This is a genomic window from Mycobacterium sp. B14F4 (assembly GCF_039871645.1).
GTDB lineage: Bacteria > Actinomycetota > Actinomycetes > Mycobacteriales > Mycobacteriaceae > Mycobacterium.
Genome location: NZ_JBDPMF010000006.1, coordinates 196,756 through 215,096, shown reverse-complemented (window position 1 = coordinate 215,096; position 18,341 = coordinate 196,756). Strand labels below are relative to the sequence as shown.

Genomic DNA, 18,341 nt, shown 5'->3' with positions numbered 1-18,341 from the left:
GAGCCAGGGCAACAGGAAAGGATCAGCAGTGGGACGCGTACAGGGAAAGGTCGCATTCGTCACCGGTGCGGCACGCGGGCAGGGTCGCAGCCACGCGGTTCGGCTGGCCGAAGAAGGCGCTGACGTCATCGCCGTCGATCTCTGCGAGGACATCTCCACCATCGGCTACCCGATGGCCACGCCGGAGGATCTCGAGGAGACCGCCGCGCTGATCGAGAAGACCGGTCGGCGTGCCGTCACCGCGAAGGCGGACGTGCGGGAGGCCAGCCAGCTCAAGACCGCGCTGGAGGACGGCATCGCCCAACTCGGCGGGCTGGACATCGTCGTCGCGCAGGCGGGCGTGGCCGGTATGAAAGGCCAACCGCCGCTGCAAGCCTGGATCGACGTGATCAACACCAACCTGATCGGGACCATCAACGCCATCCAGGTCTCGCTGCTGCACCTCAAGGAGGGCGCGTCGATCATCGCGACGGGTTCCACCGCGGCGCTGATGGACACGCACCAGAAGAACGATCCGGGCAACGATCCCGGCGGCATGGCCTACGTGCACTCCAAGCGCGCGTTGTCCGCCTACGTCCACGACCTCGCCACCGAGCTTGCGCCCCGAGGCATCCGGGCCAACGTGGTGCATCCCACCAACTGCAACACCAACATGCTGCAGAGCGAGCCGATGTACAAGTCGTTCCGGCCCGATCTGGAGAAGCCCGAGCTCAAGGACGCCGAGCCGGTGTTCTACGTACAGCAGGCCATGAAGGTGCCGTGGGTCGAACCCGAGGACATCAGCAACGCGGTGCTGTGGCTGGCCTCTGACGAGGCGCGCTTCGTCACCGGTGCACAGCTGCGCGTCGACGCCGGCGGTTACCTCAAGTGGTACGACTACCACAACTGAGCCGAAAGGATATAGGTCAGTGAGGGTTTCGGTAGACAGCTCACGCTGCCAGGGCCACACCCTGTGCTCGATGATCGCACCCGAGATGTTCGTCCTCGACGACGTCGACGGCCATGCCTCGGCGGTCACCGAGGACGTTCCCCCCGATCAGGAGGAGCTGGTCAAAGAGGCCGCCCACTCGTGCCCGGAACAGGCCATCGTCATCGAATGACGTGCCGCTTACCCAGGCCGCCAAGGAAGCAATAGGAGACACGCAGTGACCATCGACGGTGATGAGCCGCTCGCGCGAAGAGCCGAGAACGATGTCGCGACCGACGACGACCGCAAGAAGAACAGGTACCACTTCGACCGGCACACACCGGAATACCGGCTGCAGTTCGAGAAGATCACCGAGGAGATGCAGTCCCGGTGCCCAATGGCGTGGAGCGACACCTACGGCGGGCACTGGGTGGCCGCGGACAGCAACCACGTCTTCGAGTTGGCGCGCTGCCCAGCCGTTTCCAACCACCACGACCTCACCGGCGAGACTCCCTACCAGGGCATCACCATCCCGAAGGCGCAGCGCGCCACGGTGGTCCGCGGCGGCATCCTGGAGATGGACGAGCCCGAACACAGCATCTACCGCGGGACGCTCAACCCGTACCTGTCCCCCGCCGCGGTCAAGCGGTGGAAGCCGTTCGTCGACGAGATCGTGCGGGCGTCACTCGACGAGAAGATCGAGTCGGGTCGGATCGACTTCGTCGACGACCTGGCCAACATCGTGCCCGCGGTCCTCACCCTGGCGATGATGGGCATCGAGCTCAAGAAGTGGCCGGTCTACAGCGAACCGGCGCACCTGTCGGTGTCCACGCCGGAGCACTCGCCCGACGCCGCTCGCGTCGCCGAGATGAACCGGCAGATGGGCATCGACATGATCAATACCATGATGGAGGTGCGGGAAAACCCGCGGCCGGGTCTGGTGAACGCGCTTCTGCAACTTCGCATCGACGGCGAACCGGCGCCCGATCTGGAGATCCTGGGCAACCTCGGATTGATCATCGGCGGCGGGTTCGACACCACGACCGCGCTCACGGCGCACTCGCTCGAGTGGCTCTCGGAGCACCCCGAGGAGCGCGAGTTGCTCAGCCGCGAGCGCGCCGCCCTTCTCGATGCGGCCACCGAGGAGTTCCTGCGCTTCTTCACGCCCGCGCCGGGTGACGGTCGCACGTTCTCAGACGACGTGGAGGTCGAAGGCACCCGGTTCAAGGAGGGTGAGCGGCTCTGGATCTCGTGGGCGATGGCCAATCGCGACCCGTCGGTCTTCGAGAAGCCCAACGAGCTGATGATGGATCGAAAGGGCAACCGCCACTTCAGTTTCGGAATCGGCGTGCACCGCTGCGTCGGATCCAACGTGGCACGCACCGTGTTCAAGTCCATGGTGACCGCGGTGCTGGACCGGATGCCCGACTTCGTGTGCGACCCTGAGGGCACCGAGCATTACGAGACCATCGGCGTCATCCAGGGCATGAAGCACCTGCCCGCGACGTTCACCCCGAGCAAGCCGCTGGGCCCCGGACTCGACGAGACGCTGGAGAAGCTGCAGCGCATCTGCGACGAGCAGGAACTCGCTCGGCCGATCACCGAGCGCAAAGAAGCCGCCGTCATCGACTGAATCGCACTCGCGTGCGGCGGCGAAATGATTTGATGAGCACGGGCGGGGTACTGGGAGGACCGACGGTGAAGCGCTTCAAGATCTTCGTCGCAGCGGCCGCGATCATGATGGCGGCGGGCGCCGTCGCACCGCCGCCTGCGAACGCCATGATGGTTCTGGGCAACTACGACCTCCAGACCAACAGGTACACGCAGGCGTCCTGGACGTGGACCGTGTACAACTGCTTCCCGGACAAGCAACCCGACTGCGTCTATGCCGTCGCGAGACCGCGGCTGAAGTTCTACGAGTACTACGAGGGGTACGCGCAACTGGTCAACGGCCGCTACACCATGACCATCGACGTTCCCGACGGCCTGCGCTGCCCGGGCCACAGCATGCCGACCCGCGAGACCTACTCATGGGACGAAGTCACGCTGTTCGGAACCATCGACTCGCGGTACAACGTCGGGTGCTTCAACGGTCCGCCCGGAAACCAGTTCTGGACGTTCCTGCTGCAGCGACTCTAGGGCCTCACGCCCCCGGCGGCGGGACGAACCCACCCAGCACCCGCTCGATGCCTCGGGCGATCGCCAACGTGGTCCGATCCTCCAGATACGGTCCGACGACCTGGATGCCGACGGGCAGCCCGCTCGCGGTGCGCCCGACCGGCACCGCCGTGGCCGGAAGGTAGGCCACCGTCGGCAGGCCCACCCAGCCGAAAAGATCCAGATACGAACGGGTTCCGCCGGACAGTGTCAGCACCCGGTCGGTCATCGGCTCCAGGTGATCATGCGCGATGGCGGGCACCATGGCCACCGGCATGAGCAGTGCGTCGACCTGACGGAAATAGTCTCGCATCCGGGCTCGAATCTGCTCGCGGCGCTCGTTTGCGGCCAACCAATCGCGGTGGCGCAATGTCGACGACTGATCCATCAGCGGGTAGAGCAACTGCATGTGCAGCCCGACCACCTCGGGCAGGCTCACCGGTGGCGCGACATCGACCAGGTCGGCTCCGGCATCGGCCAGCGTCGCCACCGCGCCATCCAGCACGGTCGCAACGTCGCGCTCCACCGGGTACGCCGGATCGTCGAGCCAGGTCGCGATCCGCAACCGGCTCAATGCCGAAGCCCGCGCCTGCGGCAGTTCGAGACGCCACGCGATCATGTCGGGCCACGCCGGACCGGCCAGCACATTCAGCGCGAGTTCGAGATCCGCCACGTCGCGTGCGAGCGGTCCCATCACGCCGAGATCGACGCTGGACAGCGCGCCTGGTGGCGGCGGTAGATGACCGCGCTGCGGGACGACGCCCCAACTCGGCTTGTGTCCGCACACCCCGCACCAGCTCGACGGCAACCGGATCGACCCGGCGATGTCGCTGCCGAGTTCGAGCGCGGTCATGCCGGCGGCCACCGCCGCGGCCGCCCCACCCGAGGAACCACCGGTCGATCGCGAGGTGTCCCACGGATTGTTGGTGACGCCGAAAATGGTATTGAACGTCTGCCAATCACTGGCCATCGCAGGCACATTCGTCTTGCCGAAGATGACCGCGCCGGCGTCGCGTAACCTACCTACCGCCTCGGCATCGTGTTCTGGCACCCGATCCCACTCGGGCACTCCGCACGTCGTGCGGAGGCCCGCGGTGTCGAAGGTGTCCTTGACCGTCATCGGGACCCCGTGCAGAGGCCCGACGACCTCGTCGCGGCTCACGGCTGCGTCCGCGGCGTCCGCTGCACGACGAGCGCCGTCGGCGTCGAGCGTGACAACGGCGTTCAGCGACGGATTGAGCCGATCGATGCGGTCCAGGTACAACTCGAGCAGTTCGCGACTGGAGAACTCGCCACGGCGGATGCCCTCGGCCAGCCGATGGGCCGGCCACAGTGCGACGTCTGCCGTCATGCTGGAACGTTAGCGGCCTCACCCGTCATGGCGTTGCCGAACTCCGCGGTAGCGTTCCCACATCAGCGCGGTGCGCTGCGCCGCCGTGACCGTCGCCGTATCCTGCGGCAGTACGTCGGCCAGGTCGGCGCGCTTGACCAACCGCGTGCTCAGCGGCACCGGCTCACCCTCGAGCATGTGCCGATACGTCACGTTGCCCCGCTCGAAACCCTGGGTGTCCAGCCAGTTGTGGTAACCGGGGTCGTCGTGGCACAGCACGATCCGCACCCGGCCGTCCGAATCGACCGTGGTGCGGCTCGGCGTGTAACTGACCGGCCGGTACAGATAGTCCATGCTGGTGAAGAAGGCGCCCATGTTGGTCAGCATCCACAATCCCTCGTGGGCGTCGAACTCGATGATCAACGCCTCATCGGGCGCCAACCGCCAATGCATGTTCACCGCCGCGCGGCCCCGTTTCACATCCGCGTCCGTGGAGGCGATCTCCGGGAACCGGTTCGGGTGCTCGGCGTCGACCCCGCCGTGGGTGAAGGGGTATTCGGGCCAGTCGGCCATCATCCCGGTCAGGAAGTCCCCCGCCCACTCGATGGCCGCGACCGTCTCCGCCGGTGACGGCAGCGGCTTGGGTGACTCCATGTCGACACGCTCGATGCTCATGCGGGCCGGCCGCTCGTCCCAGCGGTCAAATCCCTGCCGGATGAACAACTTTCGCGATGCCGGCGTGGTGGGCAGCCAGTTCGGATCCCGTTGCGGGCCGCCGACGAAGATCTCGAAGCTCCCGTCGGCCGTCGTCTGCAATTCCGCACCGGTCAGATTCGCCTCCGGCACGTCGCCGAACGGTTCGTGCAGCACCGCCGGCCCGCTCCGGCGGGGCCCCTGGACGGTGATGTTGAGGAACCGGGCGGTGCCCCGCGAGCCGGTGATCCGGTAGGTCGAGGCCCCATCGATCCAGGCCTGCTGGTAGAGGAAGTCGGCGCTGTCGCCGCCGAGCTTGCGGGTCGGATGGCAGAAGGTGTGGATCAACGGATAACGCGTGTCGCGGGTCTCCAGCGCCAGGTCGAAGGCCTGACCCAAATTCTGTGTCAGGAACCGGAACCCGTCCACGCGGTGAACGCCCGACGCGGGATTGTGTTCCTTGAACACGTGCTCGCCGGCCGCCTTCAACCGGTCGCAGAAGAGCCCCCAAGCGGACTTCAGCGCCGCGTCATCGGGGCCGTCTCCGAAACCCATCACCGCTCCTAGCCGCCGAGTCGTTCCAGCATCGCCGACACCGCCGCACATGCCCGGCGGGAGGCTTCCAGTCGTCCTTCGGCCTCGATGCGTGGCCCGATCAGTTCCAGGTCGAAGTGATGCGAGTATCCCGACTCCAGCGCCGCGGCGAGGAACGGTTCGATCGGGATGGCTCCGTCGCCGGGCACGGCGCGGGCGGGCAGCGCCCGGTCGCCGAGCACGTAGTCGCTCAACTGGATCGCCTGAGTTCGTGGCAGCGCCCGGTCCAGCAGCGCCGCCAGCCCGGCCTCGGCCCAACAGTGGAACAGGTCGATGCAGATGCCAAGGCCGGTCATCTCCGCCAGGGTGATCGTGTCGCGCAGGCTGTGGGCGATATGGATGTCGGCGTACAAGCTGGACGCGTTCTCGATCGCCAGCGTCACACCGGCCTGGCGGGCCGCCTCCACACAGGGTGACACCGCATCACGGAAACGCGCCGCGGCGTCCTCCCAGGTGAGTTCGCCGCGCCCGCCGGTCAGCATGTAGACCACCCGCGTGCCGACGTCGGCCGCCGCATCGACGACCGGCATGAGCGAGTTACGCGACGAGAACAGATGATACACCGTCTCCACCGAATAGCCCTCGCCGGCAATGATGTTCGGCAGGTCCGGCTCCGACAGTTGCGCGTCGATCAGGCTCAGCCGGGTGACGCCGAGCGCCCGCCAGTGCGATTCCATCTCGCGCAGCGTCGCACCCATGAAGGTCACGCTGTGGACCGACAGCCGATCGTCGACCCCGGTCACCTCAACCCCGCTTCTCGATCTCGACCCCGAACCGCTCACGGAACGGCCGAAACTCCTCGTGTAACCCGTCGAGGTCCTCGCCGATGTCGGTCAGCAGTGAGGTCGAGTACCGGAACTTGCCGTGCCGGTCCCCCGGGTTGGCCGACAGATAGGCGCGCATCGCGTCCTCCGCTTCGGCGCTCAGTCGCCGACCCGCGAACTCGTAGTAACGTCGGACCGTGCCGACCTGATCGGCCACGAACTCGGTGTAGCGCACGTGCAGGATCCGAGGATCGTCCACCAGCGGATTCGTCATCGTGTTCGCGATACTCTCGCGGGTCAACCGCAGATGCATCTTCGCCGCGGCATGCAGATCGACCGGTCCGACGATGCCCTCGAGAATATCGGCCATCATCATCGTGCGTGAGGCCGCGACCTGCACCGGGTCGCGGTGCAGCCACATCAGCGTGGCATCCGGGTAGGCCTCGAAGAACTCCGCCAGCCGGAAGCCGTGAAAGCCCTTGAGCACCCACTGCTTATGCGGTCGGCGGTACTGCAACTGCTGCAGCATCGCTTTGTGGATTCGGTACTGCGCCACCGGATCGGTGGGCAACCCGCCGACGACGGTCGGCATCGGCACCCGCCACCACGCCGTTGGCGTCAGCACCCGGAAATCGAACGCCCAGGTGCGTTCGTCCTCCGGCAGACCGTCGCCCAGCATGTCGTTGTACGGATGGCTGTGCAACCACTTCGGCAGCTTGGCGTTGATCTCGCGCCAGTCGGCGTCGGCCCGTGCGCGGCGTGGGTCGTCACCGTCGACCGTTCCCGGTGGCGGGGACGGGTACATCACCTCCCAGAACCGCAGTGCCCGAGCGTCGGGATCCACCGACATCAGCGCATGCATCAGCGTGGTGCCCGAGCGCGGCTCGCCGGTGACGAACATGGGCCGCTCGACGAGCTCCTCGGCGAGCGGGTACCGGCGACGGTCTTCGAAGAATTCCAGCCGCGAGGTGAGCAGCCAGTGACACGTCTCGGCCGCTCGTCGCGTCCCGTCGGCGTCCAGGCCGACGGCGTTGAGATGGTCGACGATCAGCGAGAAGCGTTCGGGCAGAGTCGGATCGCCGTAGTCGCTCAGGCCGGTGTCGGCCTCGGCCCTGGCGAGCATGTCCGCCGCCGCCAGAGGCGCGCTCACCGGACGTCTCCGCACAGCCGCAGCAGTTCGTCCTCGGCGTCCCGGACGTGTTGCGCCGAGGCGGCGGCGTACTGCAGACCGGCCATCGCCCCGTAGTCGAGGATCTTGGGCACCCGCAAGCCGGCGTCGACGTACTGCTTGACGACGTGGGCGACGTGCTTCGGGGTGCCGTGAGGCACCACCGCCAGCACCATCTCGGGTTCGACGCGGTCGAGGAAGTCGATGATCCGCTCGCGAGTCAGCACGGCCGGATCGATGTCCTGGTACCCCCGCCAGCTCTCCCCCATCGGGTGCGCGAAGCCGAGCTTGCCCAGCAGCTCAGCCGACACCTGCAGGAGAAATGACTTGACCAGCGGCGCGCGCAGGATCTCGGCGAGGGCGGCGTCGTCACGGCCCATCACACAGACCTGGATGAAGCACGGCGTGATCGCCGCCGGATCGCGGCCCGCCCGCTCCGCGGACGACCGTACCGCGGAAAGCTTTTCGGCGTAGTCCTCCGGCGACCACGCGCCCGTCGGCCACCAGCCGTCGGCGTAGCGCCCGACGATGTCCAGGGTGCGCGGGCCGCTGCCACCGATCCAGATCCGCGGCAGCCGACCCTCGTACGGTTCGGCGTCCAGGCGTGCATGCTGGAGCCGGTAGAACCGGCCCTCGAAGTCGACGGGACCGTCGCTCTCCCACAGCAGCCGGATGACCTCCAGCGCTTCCTCGAACCGGCTCACGGGTCTGCTGAAGTCGAATCCGTAGGGCACCGTGTTCTCGGTCTCGCCGCTGCCCAGACCCAGGATGAAGCGGCCCTTGGCGAGGTGGTCGATGGTCAGCGCGCTCTGGGCCAGCAGCGACGGATGACGTCGTACGGTGTCGACGACACTGGTGGCCAACGGCACATTCTCGGTCAGCACCGCGGCGGCGGCCGCGACCGCCATCCCGTCGAGGTGCCGGTGCGGTGACGGCGAAACCGTGGCCAGATCGGTGAACTCGGACGTCCAGATGGAGTCCGGCCAGAAGCTGACCATATGGTCGGGCAGCCAGATCGAGTGGTAGCGGCCGTTGTCGAGGCCCGGCAGCACCGAGAGGTCCAGCGGCAGCGTGGTGCGCAGGTATGCCGCGGGCTGGACTCTCATTCGGCCGACCCTGGCCATTGCGCCGAGTGTTGGATTGAGTCACGCGATTTCGCTGAATGGCGTAACGCAACACCACACTCGCGCAGCTTTCGTTCGCACATCACGGCCGGCCGAACTCGCGCAGGAAAGACTGCGTGTGCGCGATCCGACCGGTCAGCGTCTTCGGGTCGCCGGTGCACAACTGAAACGCCGTCTCGGTGATCAGCGAGATGTCCTCGGTGTCGGTCTTGGCGAGGTCGAGCGTGCCCGCCCCCGGGGTGGCGACCGGGTGGGTCGGCGCGGCGGCGTTGACCGCGATGCCGTCGTCGTAGAGTTCGGCCGCAAGGCTTTTCGTCAGCCGGTTCAACGCGGCCTTCACCGTCCCGTAGACGCCGAACCCGGCACTGCGGTCGAACTCGGAGAACGGCGGCCCGTCCGGCAGGTCCCCGCCGACCGACGTTACGTTGAGCACCCACCCGCGGCCCCGCCCGCGCATCGCCGGGATCGCCAACTGGGTCAGGTGCAGCGGGGCCATCACATGCATCTCGAACATCAGCCGTACCCGCTTCTCGGGGAACCCGTCGAGCGGGCGCAGGAACGTGACGGCGGCGTTGTTGACGAGAATGTCCGGCGCCCCGATCTTCTCGACCACCTCGGCGAAGAGCCGCTCGCGGTCGGCGCCCTGCGACAGGTCGGCAGCCACCGTGATCGCCTTTCCGCCCGCAGCCTGGATCTCGTCATGCGTCTGCCGGAGTGACCCCTGGTATTTCGGGTCGGGCTCCAGCGTGCGTGCGGTCAGCGCCACCGTCGCTCCCTCGGCGGCCAGCCGCTGGGCGATGGCCTTGCCGAGCCCTCGGCTGCTGCCCGTCACCAGCGCCACCTTGCCGTCACACGTCATTGTGGGACCTCACTTCGTGATCAGTTGCGCGGAATGCCCGCGAGCTTGTCGGCGAACTTGGCCTCGGCGGCTTGCCGTTGGCGCAGCAGGTGTTCGGACGGGAACACGTCCGGCGCCGGCTTGACATCGGAGAGCAGCAGTCGCGCCAACGTGACCTTGTGCACCTCGGTCGGGCCGTCGGCCAGGCCCAGCACGAACGACTCCGTCAGGTACTGCACGAACGGCATCTCGTGCGACGTGCCCAGCGAGCCGTGCAACTGCAGCGCCCGCGCCGACACGTCGTGCAGCACTTTCTGCATCATCGCCTTGACCGCCGAGATGTCCGCGCGGACTGCTTTGTAGTCGTTGTACTTGTCGATCTTCCACGCGGTCTGCAGCGTCAGCAGCCGGAACGCCTCGATCTCCATCCACGAGTCGGCGATCATCTCCTGCACCATCTGCTTGTTGGCCAGCACCTCGCCCTGGGTGTAGCGCGAGACCGCCCGCTCGGTCAGCATGTCGAAGATCCGCCGCACCAGGCCGACGGTGCGCATGGCGTGATGGATGCGTCCGCCACCGAGTCGGGTCTGCGCCACCACGAACGCCCCGCCTCGGGGACCGAGCATGTGGTCGGCGGGCACCCGGACGTTCTCATAGCGGACGTAGCCCTCGCGTCCGCCGCCACCCAGCGGCTGGTAACCCAGCCCGACGTCGCGCAGCACGTTGATGCCCGGCGTGTCGCCCGGCAGCACGAACATCGAATAGCGCTGATACGGAGGCGCATCCGGGTCGGTCATCGCCATGACGATGATGAACGACGCCATCGACGCGAACGACGAGTACCACTTCTCGCCGTTGATCACCCAGTCGTCGCCATCCTGGACGGCCGTGGTGGTGAAGACCTTCGGGTCGGCGCCGCCATGCGGTTCGGTCATCGAAAAGCACGACACGATGCGGTTGTCCAGCAGCGGCTCGAGGTAGCGCTCCTTGAGCTCGGGGGTGCCGTAGTGCGCGAGGATCTCACTGTTGCCCGAATCCGGCGCGTGTGAACCGAACACGATCGGCGCGCACTCCGACCGGCCGAGGATTTCGTTGAGCAGGGCCAGCTTCACCTGCCCGTAGCCCGGCCCGCCGAGGTGCGGGCCCAAGTGGGTGGCCCACAGCCCGCGCTCCTTGACGATCTCCTGCAGCGGCGGGATCAGCGCCTGACGGACCGGGTCGCCCAGGTCGCGAGACTCCTTGACGATGTAGTCGATCGGCTCGCACTCGTCCCGCACGAACCGCTCGACCCACTCAAGTTGCTCGGCCCACTCGGGGTCCGTCGAGAAGTCCCAGGCCATCGGCCGTCCTTTCGTGCCTTCAGGTTTCCGACCACTTGCGCCGCCGCTGCGCCGCCTCGTCGGTGGCATGCGAGAGCACCTGACTGCGGTTCTCCAACTCGAGTGCTGCGTCGAGCGGTGCATCGGTGTTGGCCTGCAGCGCGCGCTTGGTCAACTGCACACCCAGCGGCGAGTGGCCGGCGATCGTCGTGGCGAGTTCGAGCGCCCGCTCGAGCAGCCCGTCGGGTTCGACGAGCTGGCTGACCAGCCCGCGGCGGTCGGCCTCCTCGGCCGACACCGAGCGGCCGGTCAACATCCAGTCGGCCGCGACGCTGGTGCCGACGATGCGCGGCAGGTGATAGCTCATTCCCATTTCCGCGCCGGACAGGCCGAGCAGGATCGCGGCATTGCCGAAGGATGCTGCGCGCGAACAGATCCGGATGTCCGACGCGAGTGCCAGCGCCAGGCCCGCGCCCACGCACGGCCCGTTGACGGCCGCGATCACCGGCTGCGGTAGCGCGCGGATCGCCTCGGGCAGCGCGGCCATCGCCTCCTGGAACCGCATCCGCTCGATCGCCGGTGCCGAGGCCTCCAGCATCCCGGGCCCGAAATTGCGCACGTCGATGCCCGCGCAGAAGCCGCGCCCTGCACCGGTCAACACCACACTGCGCACCGACGCGTCCGAAGCGATCCCGGCGAAGGCCTCGGTCAGCTCGTCGCGCATCACCTCGTTGATCGCGTTGAGCTGCCTGGGCCGGTTCAGTTGCAGGACAACGACACCGGGTCGGCCCCGGTCGATATCGAGCGTTTCGGCCACCGGTGTCAGTGCCGCGGCAAGCCGAGCACCTGCGTGGCGATGATGTTGCGCTGGATGTCCGATGTGCCGCCGGCGATGGTGCCACCGAAACTGCGCGCATACCGCTCGAACCAGCTCGCGAAGTAGTGGTCGAGGTTCATGTGTTCGTAGGGGCCCGACGTCGACGGGTGTATCAGCCCGTCGGCTCCGGCCGCCGCCAACGCGTTCTCCATGGCCTGACGCTCGGCCTCCGAACCGAACAGCTTGAGCACCGACACCGACGCGGTGTCCATCTCGCCACGCGAAGCCCGCGCGAGCGCCGCCGACCCCATCGCCCGCAGCGCCTGATAATCCATGATCGTGGTCGCGTACTGGTCACGCTCGACCGGACCCTGCGGCCGGAAGTCGGCGATCATGTTGTCGATCCGGTCGGCGAAGCCCAGCCACATCATCGTGCGCTCGTGGCCCAGCGACCCATTGGCCACGCCCCATCCGCCGTTGAGCGGACCGACGAGGTTCTCGGCGGGCACTCGGGCGTCGGTGAAGAACACCTCGTTGAAGTCGAGGTTCTCCTCGCCGGTCATGTCGGCGAAGGGCCGGCACACGACGCCGGGGGTGTCGGTCGGGATGATCAGGGCACTGATGCCCTTGTGTTTCGGCGCATCGGGATCGGTGCGAACGAAGGTGAGCAGGAAGTCGGCGTCGTGGGCGCCCGACGTCCACACCTTCTGTCCGTTGACCACGAAGTGGTCGCCATCCAGGACCGCCCGCGTGCGCAGGGAGGCCAGGTCGGAACCCGCACTGGGCTCACTCATCCCGAGCGATGCGGTGAGCTCGGCCTTGAGCACCGGCACCGCCCAGCGGTGCTTCTGTTCGTCCGACCCGAACGTGATCAGCGACGCCGCAACGATGTTGACACCCTGCGGGTTGAAGCTGTGGTAGATCCGCCGCCGGCAGAGCTCATCGAGATGGACGAACTGCTGCAGCACGGTCGCATTGCGCCCGCCGAACTGGGGCGGCTGGGACGGCAGCAGCCAGCCGTTGTCGAACAACAGCCGCTGCCAGTCGCGCGCCCACCGCGGCATGTGCGACACCGACCGCGGGCGCTCGAGGGTGTCCGCCTCCGACGGCAGGTGCTCGTCGAGGAAGGCCCCGAACTCGGCGCGGAACTCCTCGACGTCGGAATCAAAAGTCAGCTGCATCAGAGGGCCCTGTATTCATTCGCTATGACTTCCCGATGCTCGGCGGCGCCGCCGAGCAGCAACTCGCCCGCCTTGGCGCGCTTCAACGCGAACTGAAGATCGTTCTCCCACGTGAAGCCCATCGCGCCGAAGAGTTGCAGACCGTGCCGGAACACCAGCGCCTGCGCCTCCCCCGCCGACGCCTTGGCCATCGCCGCGGCGAGTCGCCTGCGCGGGTCGTCGGCCGCGATGGTCAGCGCGGCGAAGTACGACAGCGCCCTGGCGCGTTCGGTCGCCACGTGCATGTCAACGGCCTTGTGCTGCACCGCCTGGAATGAGCCGATCGCGACGCCGAACTGCTGACGCTGCTTCACATGTTCGAGCGCCAGGTCGAGGATGCGCTGGCAGGCGCCCACCATCGTGATGGCCATCCCGGTCAGCGCGACGTGGCGGGCCCGCTCGGCGTCCGCGGCGGGGACGCGATCGGCGTCGGGGATCCGGACGCCTGCGAACGTGACCTCGGCGATGTGCAGCACGGGGTCGAACACCGGACTGCGCCGCGCGGTCACCTGTTCCGCGTCGACGAGGAACACCCCGGCGTCGGTCACGACGGCGAGACGCTCGGCGCGGTCACCGTCCAGCACGTGATGGGCCGTGCCGTCGAGCACCCATCCTTCGGCGTCGCGGTGCGCGGCCACCCCGGCGTAGACGGCCGTACCGGCCTGCTGGGCGTCGAAGCGCTCACCGACCAGCGGCGCGAACTGGGTCATCGTCGCCAGGAACGGGGTCGGGTCGGTGGCGCGCCCCAACTCCTCGAGCACGATCGCCAGTTCGACGGCGTTCTCGGGGTCGGTCAACTCGGTCCACCCGGCGTCGACGTAGGTCTTCCACAGCGGTGCGGGATCGACCCCGTTCTCGGCGATGCCGCGGACCAGCGAGGCCGGGCACTGCTTGGTCACCGCGTCACGCACGGTCTCCTGCCATAGCCGCTGATCGGCGTCGAACTCCAGTAACACCAAGCCTCCCGGGGCCGCTCAATGAACACAGTCGCAGTGGCACGAGAATAACATTCTCCTTAGCTGCTGTAATCGTTCTCTGGAATCGACTACCTCGTTTCGCCGGTCCGGTGTCGTGCAGTTGACCAGCGCCTACGCTGACCTGCACGTTCCTTAAGCGTTCCGTAGAGAACTGGATTCTTGATATTGAAGAACAACGCTTTACACTGGGAATGTCCGGCGCCTCGAGCGGCGCTCCCCTGCGCCAGCCGTCGGCCGGATGACATCGGAGGACAGCCTTGGTGATGCAACACCCGGACGGAAGCTCGACGCCCATCATCGATGCCAGCGTGCACATCTTCAGCAAGTCGAACAAGGACCTGCGCAGCTTCATGCGCGAGCCGTTCAAGAGCCGCGGCTTCCCCGACTACGAGATGGACTGGTACGGCGCACCAGGCGGCGAGTACGCCCCGGGCACCGAGGGTGAGCGTCGCTATCCCGGATCGGACCCCGACTTCGTCGGCGGGCAGCTGTTCGAGGAGCGCGGCGTCGACATCGCGGTGCTGCACCCGATGACGCGCGGCATCATGCCCGACCGGCACCTCGGCACCGCGATCGCGGCCGCGCACAACGAAATGCTGGTCACCCGCTGGCTCGAGGACAACGTCTACGCCGACAGGTACCGGGGCACCATCCGGGTCAATCCCGACGACATCACCGGCGCGCTGCGCGAGCTCGCGAAATACGCCGATCATCCTCGGGTGGTCCAGGTCGGCGTCCCGCTGCAGTCGCGCGAGCTGTACGGCAAGCCGCAGTACTGGCCGCTGTGGGAGGCCGCCGCGGAGGCGAACCTGCCCGTCTCGGTACACATCGAGGTGGGCGCCGGCGTGCAGTTCGCGCCGACCCCGTCCGGCGTGCCGAGGACATACGAGAACTACGTCAGCTTCATGGCGCTGAATTACCTGTACCACCTGATGAACCTCATCGTCGAAGGGGTATTCGAAAAGATGCCGACGTTGAAGTTCGTCTGGGCGGACGGCGCGGCCGACCTGCTGACGCCGTTCATGTGGCGGATGGACTGCTTCGGCCGTCCGCACCTGGAACAGACGCCGTGGGCGCCGAAGATGCCGAGCGACTACCTGCCCGGCCACACGTACTTCGTCCAGGGTGCGATGGACGGCCCGGGTGACGTCGAGTTCGCCGGCGAGTGGTTCGGCTTCACCGGCAAGGACGACATGGTGATGTACGGCTCGAGCTATCCGCACTGGCAGCTCAACGACCCGACGGTGCCCAGCGCGTTCTCCGATGAACAGCGCGACAAGCTGTGCTGGCGAAACGCCGCGCAACTGTACGGCATAGACGTCGGGGCGGCGGTCGGCGCACAGTAATGAAGACGCGGTATCCGAGAAGGCAGGGAGTTCGAAGATGACGGTGACGATCACAGAGCGTAAGCCGGCTGCCGAGCGGGTGGCGATCCGCTGCGTCGACTCCGACGTGCATCCGACGCCCAAGGCGGGCGAGCTGACGCCGTACATCCCGGAACCGTGGCGCAGCAAGTACTTCCTGACGCGCAAGATCGGCGATCAGATCTACTACGACGCGCCGGACTACGCGCACGCCTATGCGATGCGGGTGGACACCTTCCCCTCGGACGGCAACTTCGCGGGCAGCGATCCGGACCTGGCGTTCAAGCAGCTGATCATGGAGGCCGGCGCCGACGTCGCGGTGCTGGAGCCTGCGGCCTACCCCGCGCGCTTCCCCGAGGTCAACCACGCGATGAGCGTCGCGCTCAACGACTGGCAGGCCAACCACTGGCTGGACGCCACGAACAACTGGCACGAGCGCTGGCGCGGTTCCATCTGCGTCGCGATCGAAACCCCCGAGGACGCGGCCCGCGAGATCGAGCGCTGGGCCGGCCACCCCTACATGGCGCAGGTCCTGATCAAGGCCGAGCCGCGTCCGGCGTGGGGCGACCCGAAGTACAACCCGCTGTGGGAGGCCGCCACCAAGCACGACATCACGGTGAGCTGCCACCTGTCGCGCAGCCATCACGAGGAGCTGCCGATCCCGCCCGTCGGATTCCCCAGCTACAACCACGATTTCATGGTCACCTACTCGCTGCTGGCGGCGAACCAGGTGATGAGCATGGTGTTCGACGGGCTCTTCGACCGCTTCCCCACGCTGCGAATCGTGCTGGTGGAGCACGCCTTCACCTGGATCCTGCCGCTGATGTGGCGCATGGACGCGATCTACGAGGCCCGCAAGTCGTGGCTGGACATCAAGCGCAAGCCGTCGGAGTACGTCAAGGACCACATCAAGTTCACCACCCAGCCGCTGGACTATCCCGAGGACAAGACCGAACTGTCCCGCGCGTTCGAGTGGATGGAGTGCGAGAAGATCCTGCTGTACTCCTCGGACTACCCGCACTGGACGTTCGACGATCCGCGCTGGCTGGTCAAGCATCTGCCCGAGCACGCCCGCGAGGCCGTGATGTTCCGCAACGGCATCGCCACCTACCACCTGCCCGACACGGTTCCGGCCCTCGAGGGCCAGGTGCGGGTGTTCTGAATTGGACGAGCAGAAGAAGACGCCCCGGCTGGCCCAGGGGCGTGAGCATGTCGTCGCCACGGTCGACGAGATCCCGCCGGGCAAGCACAAACTCGTGCCGATCGGCCGCCACGGGGTCGGCGTCTACAACGTCAACGGCACCTTCTATGCGATCGCGAACTACTGCCCGCACGAGGGCGGTCCGCTATGTTCGGGCCGCGCGCGCGGGCGCACGATCGTGGACGAAAGCGTGCCCGGGGACTCCGTGATGGTCCGCGACCTCGAGTACATCTACTGTCCCTGGCACCAGTGGGGTTTCGAACTGGCCACCGGCACCACTGCGGTGAAGCCGGAGTGGAGCATCCGCACCTACCCGGTCCGGGTGGTCGGCAACGAGGTGCTGGTCCAGGCATGACCACCACCGAGTCCGCGGGCCCGAAGCTCAAGCGCGGCGAGAAGACGATGGAGATCAACGGCGGCAACGTCGTCTACGAGATCCTCGGCAAGGAGGGCGATTTCATCGCCCTCACACCTGGCGGTCGATTCAGCAAGGACATCGAGGGGCTGCGCCCGCTGGCGCTGGAACTGGTCAAGGGCGGCTACCGCGTGCTGCTGTGGGACCGGCCGAACTGCGGCAAGTCCGACGTCCAGTTCTACGGTCAGAGCGAATCGCACATGCGGGCCGAGACGCTGCACGCGCTGATCACCGGCCTCGACATCGGACCGTGCATCATCGCGGGCGGTTCGGGCGGCGCCCGCGACTCGATGCTGACCACCATGCTTCACCCCGAGATCGTCCGAAAACTGGTCGTGTGGAACATCGTCGGCGGTGTGTACGGCTCCTTCGTGTTGGGTTCGTACTACATCGTGCCGAGCATCCTCGCGGTGCGCGGCGCCGGCATGAAGGCGGTCGCGCACGTCGACGAGTGGAAGCAGCGCATCGAGGAGAACCCGGCCAACCGGGACCGCATTCTGGCCCAGGATCCGGACCAGTTCCTCAAGCTGATGCTGCGCTGGCTCAACGCGTTCGTGCCCAAGCCGGGCCAGACCATCCCGGGCGTCGAGGACGAGATGTTCGACAACATCGAGGTGCCGACGCTGATCATCCGCGGCGGCGAGAACGATCTGGACCACCCCAAGCGGACGTCGCTCGAGGTGAGCTGCCTGATCAAGGGGTCGCAGCTGATCGACCCGCCATGGCCCGAGGACGCGTGGGAGCGCGCAGGCGAGGCCCGTGCCTCCGGGAAGGTCAAGCGGTTCAACATGTTTGACACGTGGGTGCAGGCTGCGCCCGCGATCCTGAAGTTCCTGGACAGTTGATGAGCGGACGGCCGCCCAGCGCGTGGGCCCACACGTCAGTAGGGGACGCGCACCCTTGTACGCCCAGCTCGGCGTGTCGCGTACAAGGATGTGCGCTGGGGCCAATTGACGCCACTCACCGCGTGCGGATGTGCACCTCGCAGTTGAGCGACGCCTCGAGCGCGGTGTGGACGCGGCTCTCGGGAACGCGCACGAGGTCTGCCCTGCGCAGCGTCACGTGCACCACGTCCCACCCGTCATCGCCGGACACGCGCTCGATGTCGCCGGTGAGTCCCAGCCCGGCGAGCACACCGTGCGCGTCGTGGTCGGTGCCGCGACTGATGAACGTGACCACCCCGGGTACCGGCGTGGTGCCGAACGCGTCAAAGGCTCGAGTGCACAGCTCCACCGCGGTGCGCGTCAGATTCTCCGGATCCTCGCCTTCGATCAGCAACTCGACCTCGCGGCGCTGGGGCGGCAGGGCGGACAGGTCGTTCTCCACCAGGCCGACGCCCACCGCACCGGCCAACTCACGCAGACGTGCGACGCCGTCGCGCAGCTGCGCGGGATCGAGTTCGCCGGAGCGGTCGACCCCGACGCGAACCACCGCAGTCCTCATGGCCGTCAGC

The 18,341-nt window shown here is 67.2% G+C and carries 19 protein-coding genes; 8 read left to right on the top strand and 11 right to left on the bottom strand.

Annotated features, from left to right (window positions below; all coding sequences use genetic code 11):
* Positions 1-28 precede the first annotated feature (28 nt).
* Genes ABGB19_RS18525 through ABGB19_RS18510 form a run of 4 tightly spaced genes read left to right on the top strand, consistent with a single transcriptional unit; the run spans position 29 to position 3,046 of the window.
* Positions 29-889 carry a mycofactocin-coupled SDR family oxidoreductase gene (locus tag ABGB19_RS18525; RefSeq protein ID WP_347687431.1) on the top strand — a complete coding sequence of 287 codons (861 nt, stop codon included), beginning with the start codon at positions 29-31 and terminating at the stop codon, positions 887-889.
* 19 nt (positions 890-908) lie between these two features.
* A complete protein-coding gene (locus tag ABGB19_RS18520; protein WP_347687430.1) occupies positions 909-1,100 on the top strand; it encodes a ferredoxin in 192 nt (63 codons plus the stop codon).
* A 51-nt stretch (positions 1,101-1,151) separates the two neighbouring features.
* Complete coding sequence (locus ABGB19_RS18515; protein WP_347687544.1) at positions 1,152-2,540, top strand: cytochrome P450; 1,389 nt, start codon at positions 1,152-1,154, stop codon at positions 2,538-2,540.
* 32 nt (positions 2,541-2,572) lie between these two features.
* Positions 2,573-3,046: a hypothetical protein gene (locus ABGB19_RS18510; protein WP_347687429.1), complete on the top strand. Its 474-nt coding sequence runs from the start codon at positions 2,573-2,575 to the stop codon at positions 3,044-3,046.
* A 4-nt stretch (positions 3,047-3,050) separates the two neighbouring features.
* Here the strand turns inward: ABGB19_RS18510 and ABGB19_RS18505 are convergent, their stop codons facing one another.
* The 10 genes from ABGB19_RS18505 to ABGB19_RS18460 form a co-directional block, all read right to left on the bottom strand.
* The gene (locus ABGB19_RS18505; RefSeq protein WP_347687428.1) at positions 3,051-4,415 is read right to left on the bottom strand and encodes an amidase family protein; all 1,365 of its coding nucleotides are present in this window, start codon (positions 4,413-4,415) and stop codon (positions 3,051-3,053) included.
* Positions 4,416-4,433: 18 nt separating this feature from the next.
* Entirely contained in the window at positions 4,434-5,642 is a 1,209-nt protein-coding gene (locus tag ABGB19_RS18500) for a DUF1214 domain-containing protein (protein ID WP_347687427.1), read from the bottom strand.
* A gap of 8 nt (positions 5,643-5,650) precedes the next feature.
* Positions 5,651-6,424 (bottom strand): sugar phosphate isomerase/epimerase family protein, encoded by a 774-nt coding sequence (locus ABGB19_RS18495; RefSeq protein ID WP_347687426.1) that lies wholly within the window; start codon positions 6,422-6,424, stop codon positions 5,651-5,653.
* 1 nt (position 6,425) lies between these two features.
* Positions 6,426-7,595, bottom strand: coding sequence for a sulfotransferase (locus tag ABGB19_RS18490; RefSeq protein ID WP_347687425.1), 1,170 nt, complete (start codon positions 7,593-7,595; stop codon positions 6,426-6,428).
* Positions 7,592-8,719, bottom strand: coding sequence for an LLM class flavin-dependent oxidoreductase (locus tag ABGB19_RS18485; protein WP_347687424.1), 1,128 nt, complete (start codon positions 8,717-8,719; stop codon positions 7,592-7,594). The genes ABGB19_RS18490 and ABGB19_RS18485 overlap by 4 nt, the downstream gene beginning before the upstream one ends.
* A gap of 100 nt (positions 8,720-8,819) precedes the next feature.
* Positions 8,820-9,596 carry an SDR family NAD(P)-dependent oxidoreductase gene (locus tag ABGB19_RS18480; RefSeq protein WP_347687423.1) on the bottom strand — a complete coding sequence of 259 codons (777 nt, stop codon included), beginning with the start codon at positions 9,594-9,596 and terminating at the stop codon, positions 8,820-8,822.
* 20 nt (positions 9,597-9,616) lie between these two features.
* Complete coding sequence (locus ABGB19_RS18475) at positions 9,617-10,915, bottom strand: acyl-CoA dehydrogenase family protein (protein WP_347687422.1); 1,299 nt, start codon at positions 10,913-10,915, stop codon at positions 9,617-9,619.
* A 19-nt stretch (positions 10,916-10,934) separates the two neighbouring features.
* On the bottom strand, positions 10,935-11,711 hold the full coding sequence (locus tag ABGB19_RS18470) for an enoyl-CoA hydratase/isomerase family protein (protein ID WP_347687421.1): 777 nt from the start codon (positions 11,709-11,711) through the stop codon (positions 10,935-10,937).
* 5 nt (positions 11,712-11,716) lie between these two features.
* Complete coding sequence (locus tag ABGB19_RS18465) at positions 11,717-12,892, bottom strand: acyl-CoA dehydrogenase family protein (RefSeq protein WP_347687420.1); 1,176 nt, start codon at positions 12,890-12,892, stop codon at positions 11,717-11,719.
* Positions 12,892-13,887: an acyl-CoA dehydrogenase family protein gene (locus ABGB19_RS18460; RefSeq protein ID WP_347687419.1), complete on the bottom strand. Its 996-nt coding sequence runs from the start codon at positions 13,885-13,887 to the stop codon at positions 12,892-12,894. The genes ABGB19_RS18465 and ABGB19_RS18460 overlap by 1 nt, the downstream gene beginning before the upstream one ends.
* A 284-nt stretch (positions 13,888-14,171) precedes the next feature.
* On the opposite strand from ABGB19_RS18460, the gene ABGB19_RS18455 reads away from it, so the two are divergent.
* Genes ABGB19_RS18455 through ABGB19_RS18440 form a run of 4 tightly spaced genes read left to right on the top strand, consistent with a single transcriptional unit; the run spans position 14,172 to position 17,733 of the window.
* Positions 14,172-15,254, top strand: a complete 1,083-nt coding sequence (locus tag ABGB19_RS18455; RefSeq protein WP_347687543.1) for an amidohydrolase family protein — start codon at positions 14,172-14,174, stop codon at positions 15,252-15,254.
* A gap of 37 nt (positions 15,255-15,291) precedes the next feature.
* A complete protein-coding gene (locus ABGB19_RS18450) occupies positions 15,292-16,434 on the top strand; it encodes an amidohydrolase family protein (protein ID WP_347687418.1) in 1,143 nt (380 codons plus the stop codon).
* A gap of 1 nt (position 16,435) precedes the next feature.
* Positions 16,436-16,828, top strand: a complete 393-nt coding sequence (locus ABGB19_RS18445; protein ID WP_347687417.1) for a Rieske (2Fe-2S) protein — start codon at positions 16,436-16,438, stop codon at positions 16,826-16,828.
* Positions 16,825-17,733, top strand: a complete 909-nt coding sequence (locus ABGB19_RS18440) for an alpha/beta hydrolase (RefSeq protein ID WP_347687416.1) — start codon at positions 16,825-16,827, stop codon at positions 17,731-17,733. Before ABGB19_RS18445 ends, ABGB19_RS18440 begins: the two co-directional genes overlap by 4 nt.
* 115 nt (positions 17,734-17,848) lie before the next feature.
* On the opposite strand, the gene ABGB19_RS18435 is transcribed toward ABGB19_RS18440, so the two are convergent.
* Positions 17,849-18,331, bottom strand: coding sequence for a hypothetical protein (locus ABGB19_RS18435; RefSeq protein ID WP_347687415.1), 483 nt, complete (start codon positions 18,329-18,331; stop codon positions 17,849-17,851).
* Positions 18,332-18,341 lie beyond the last annotated feature (10 nt).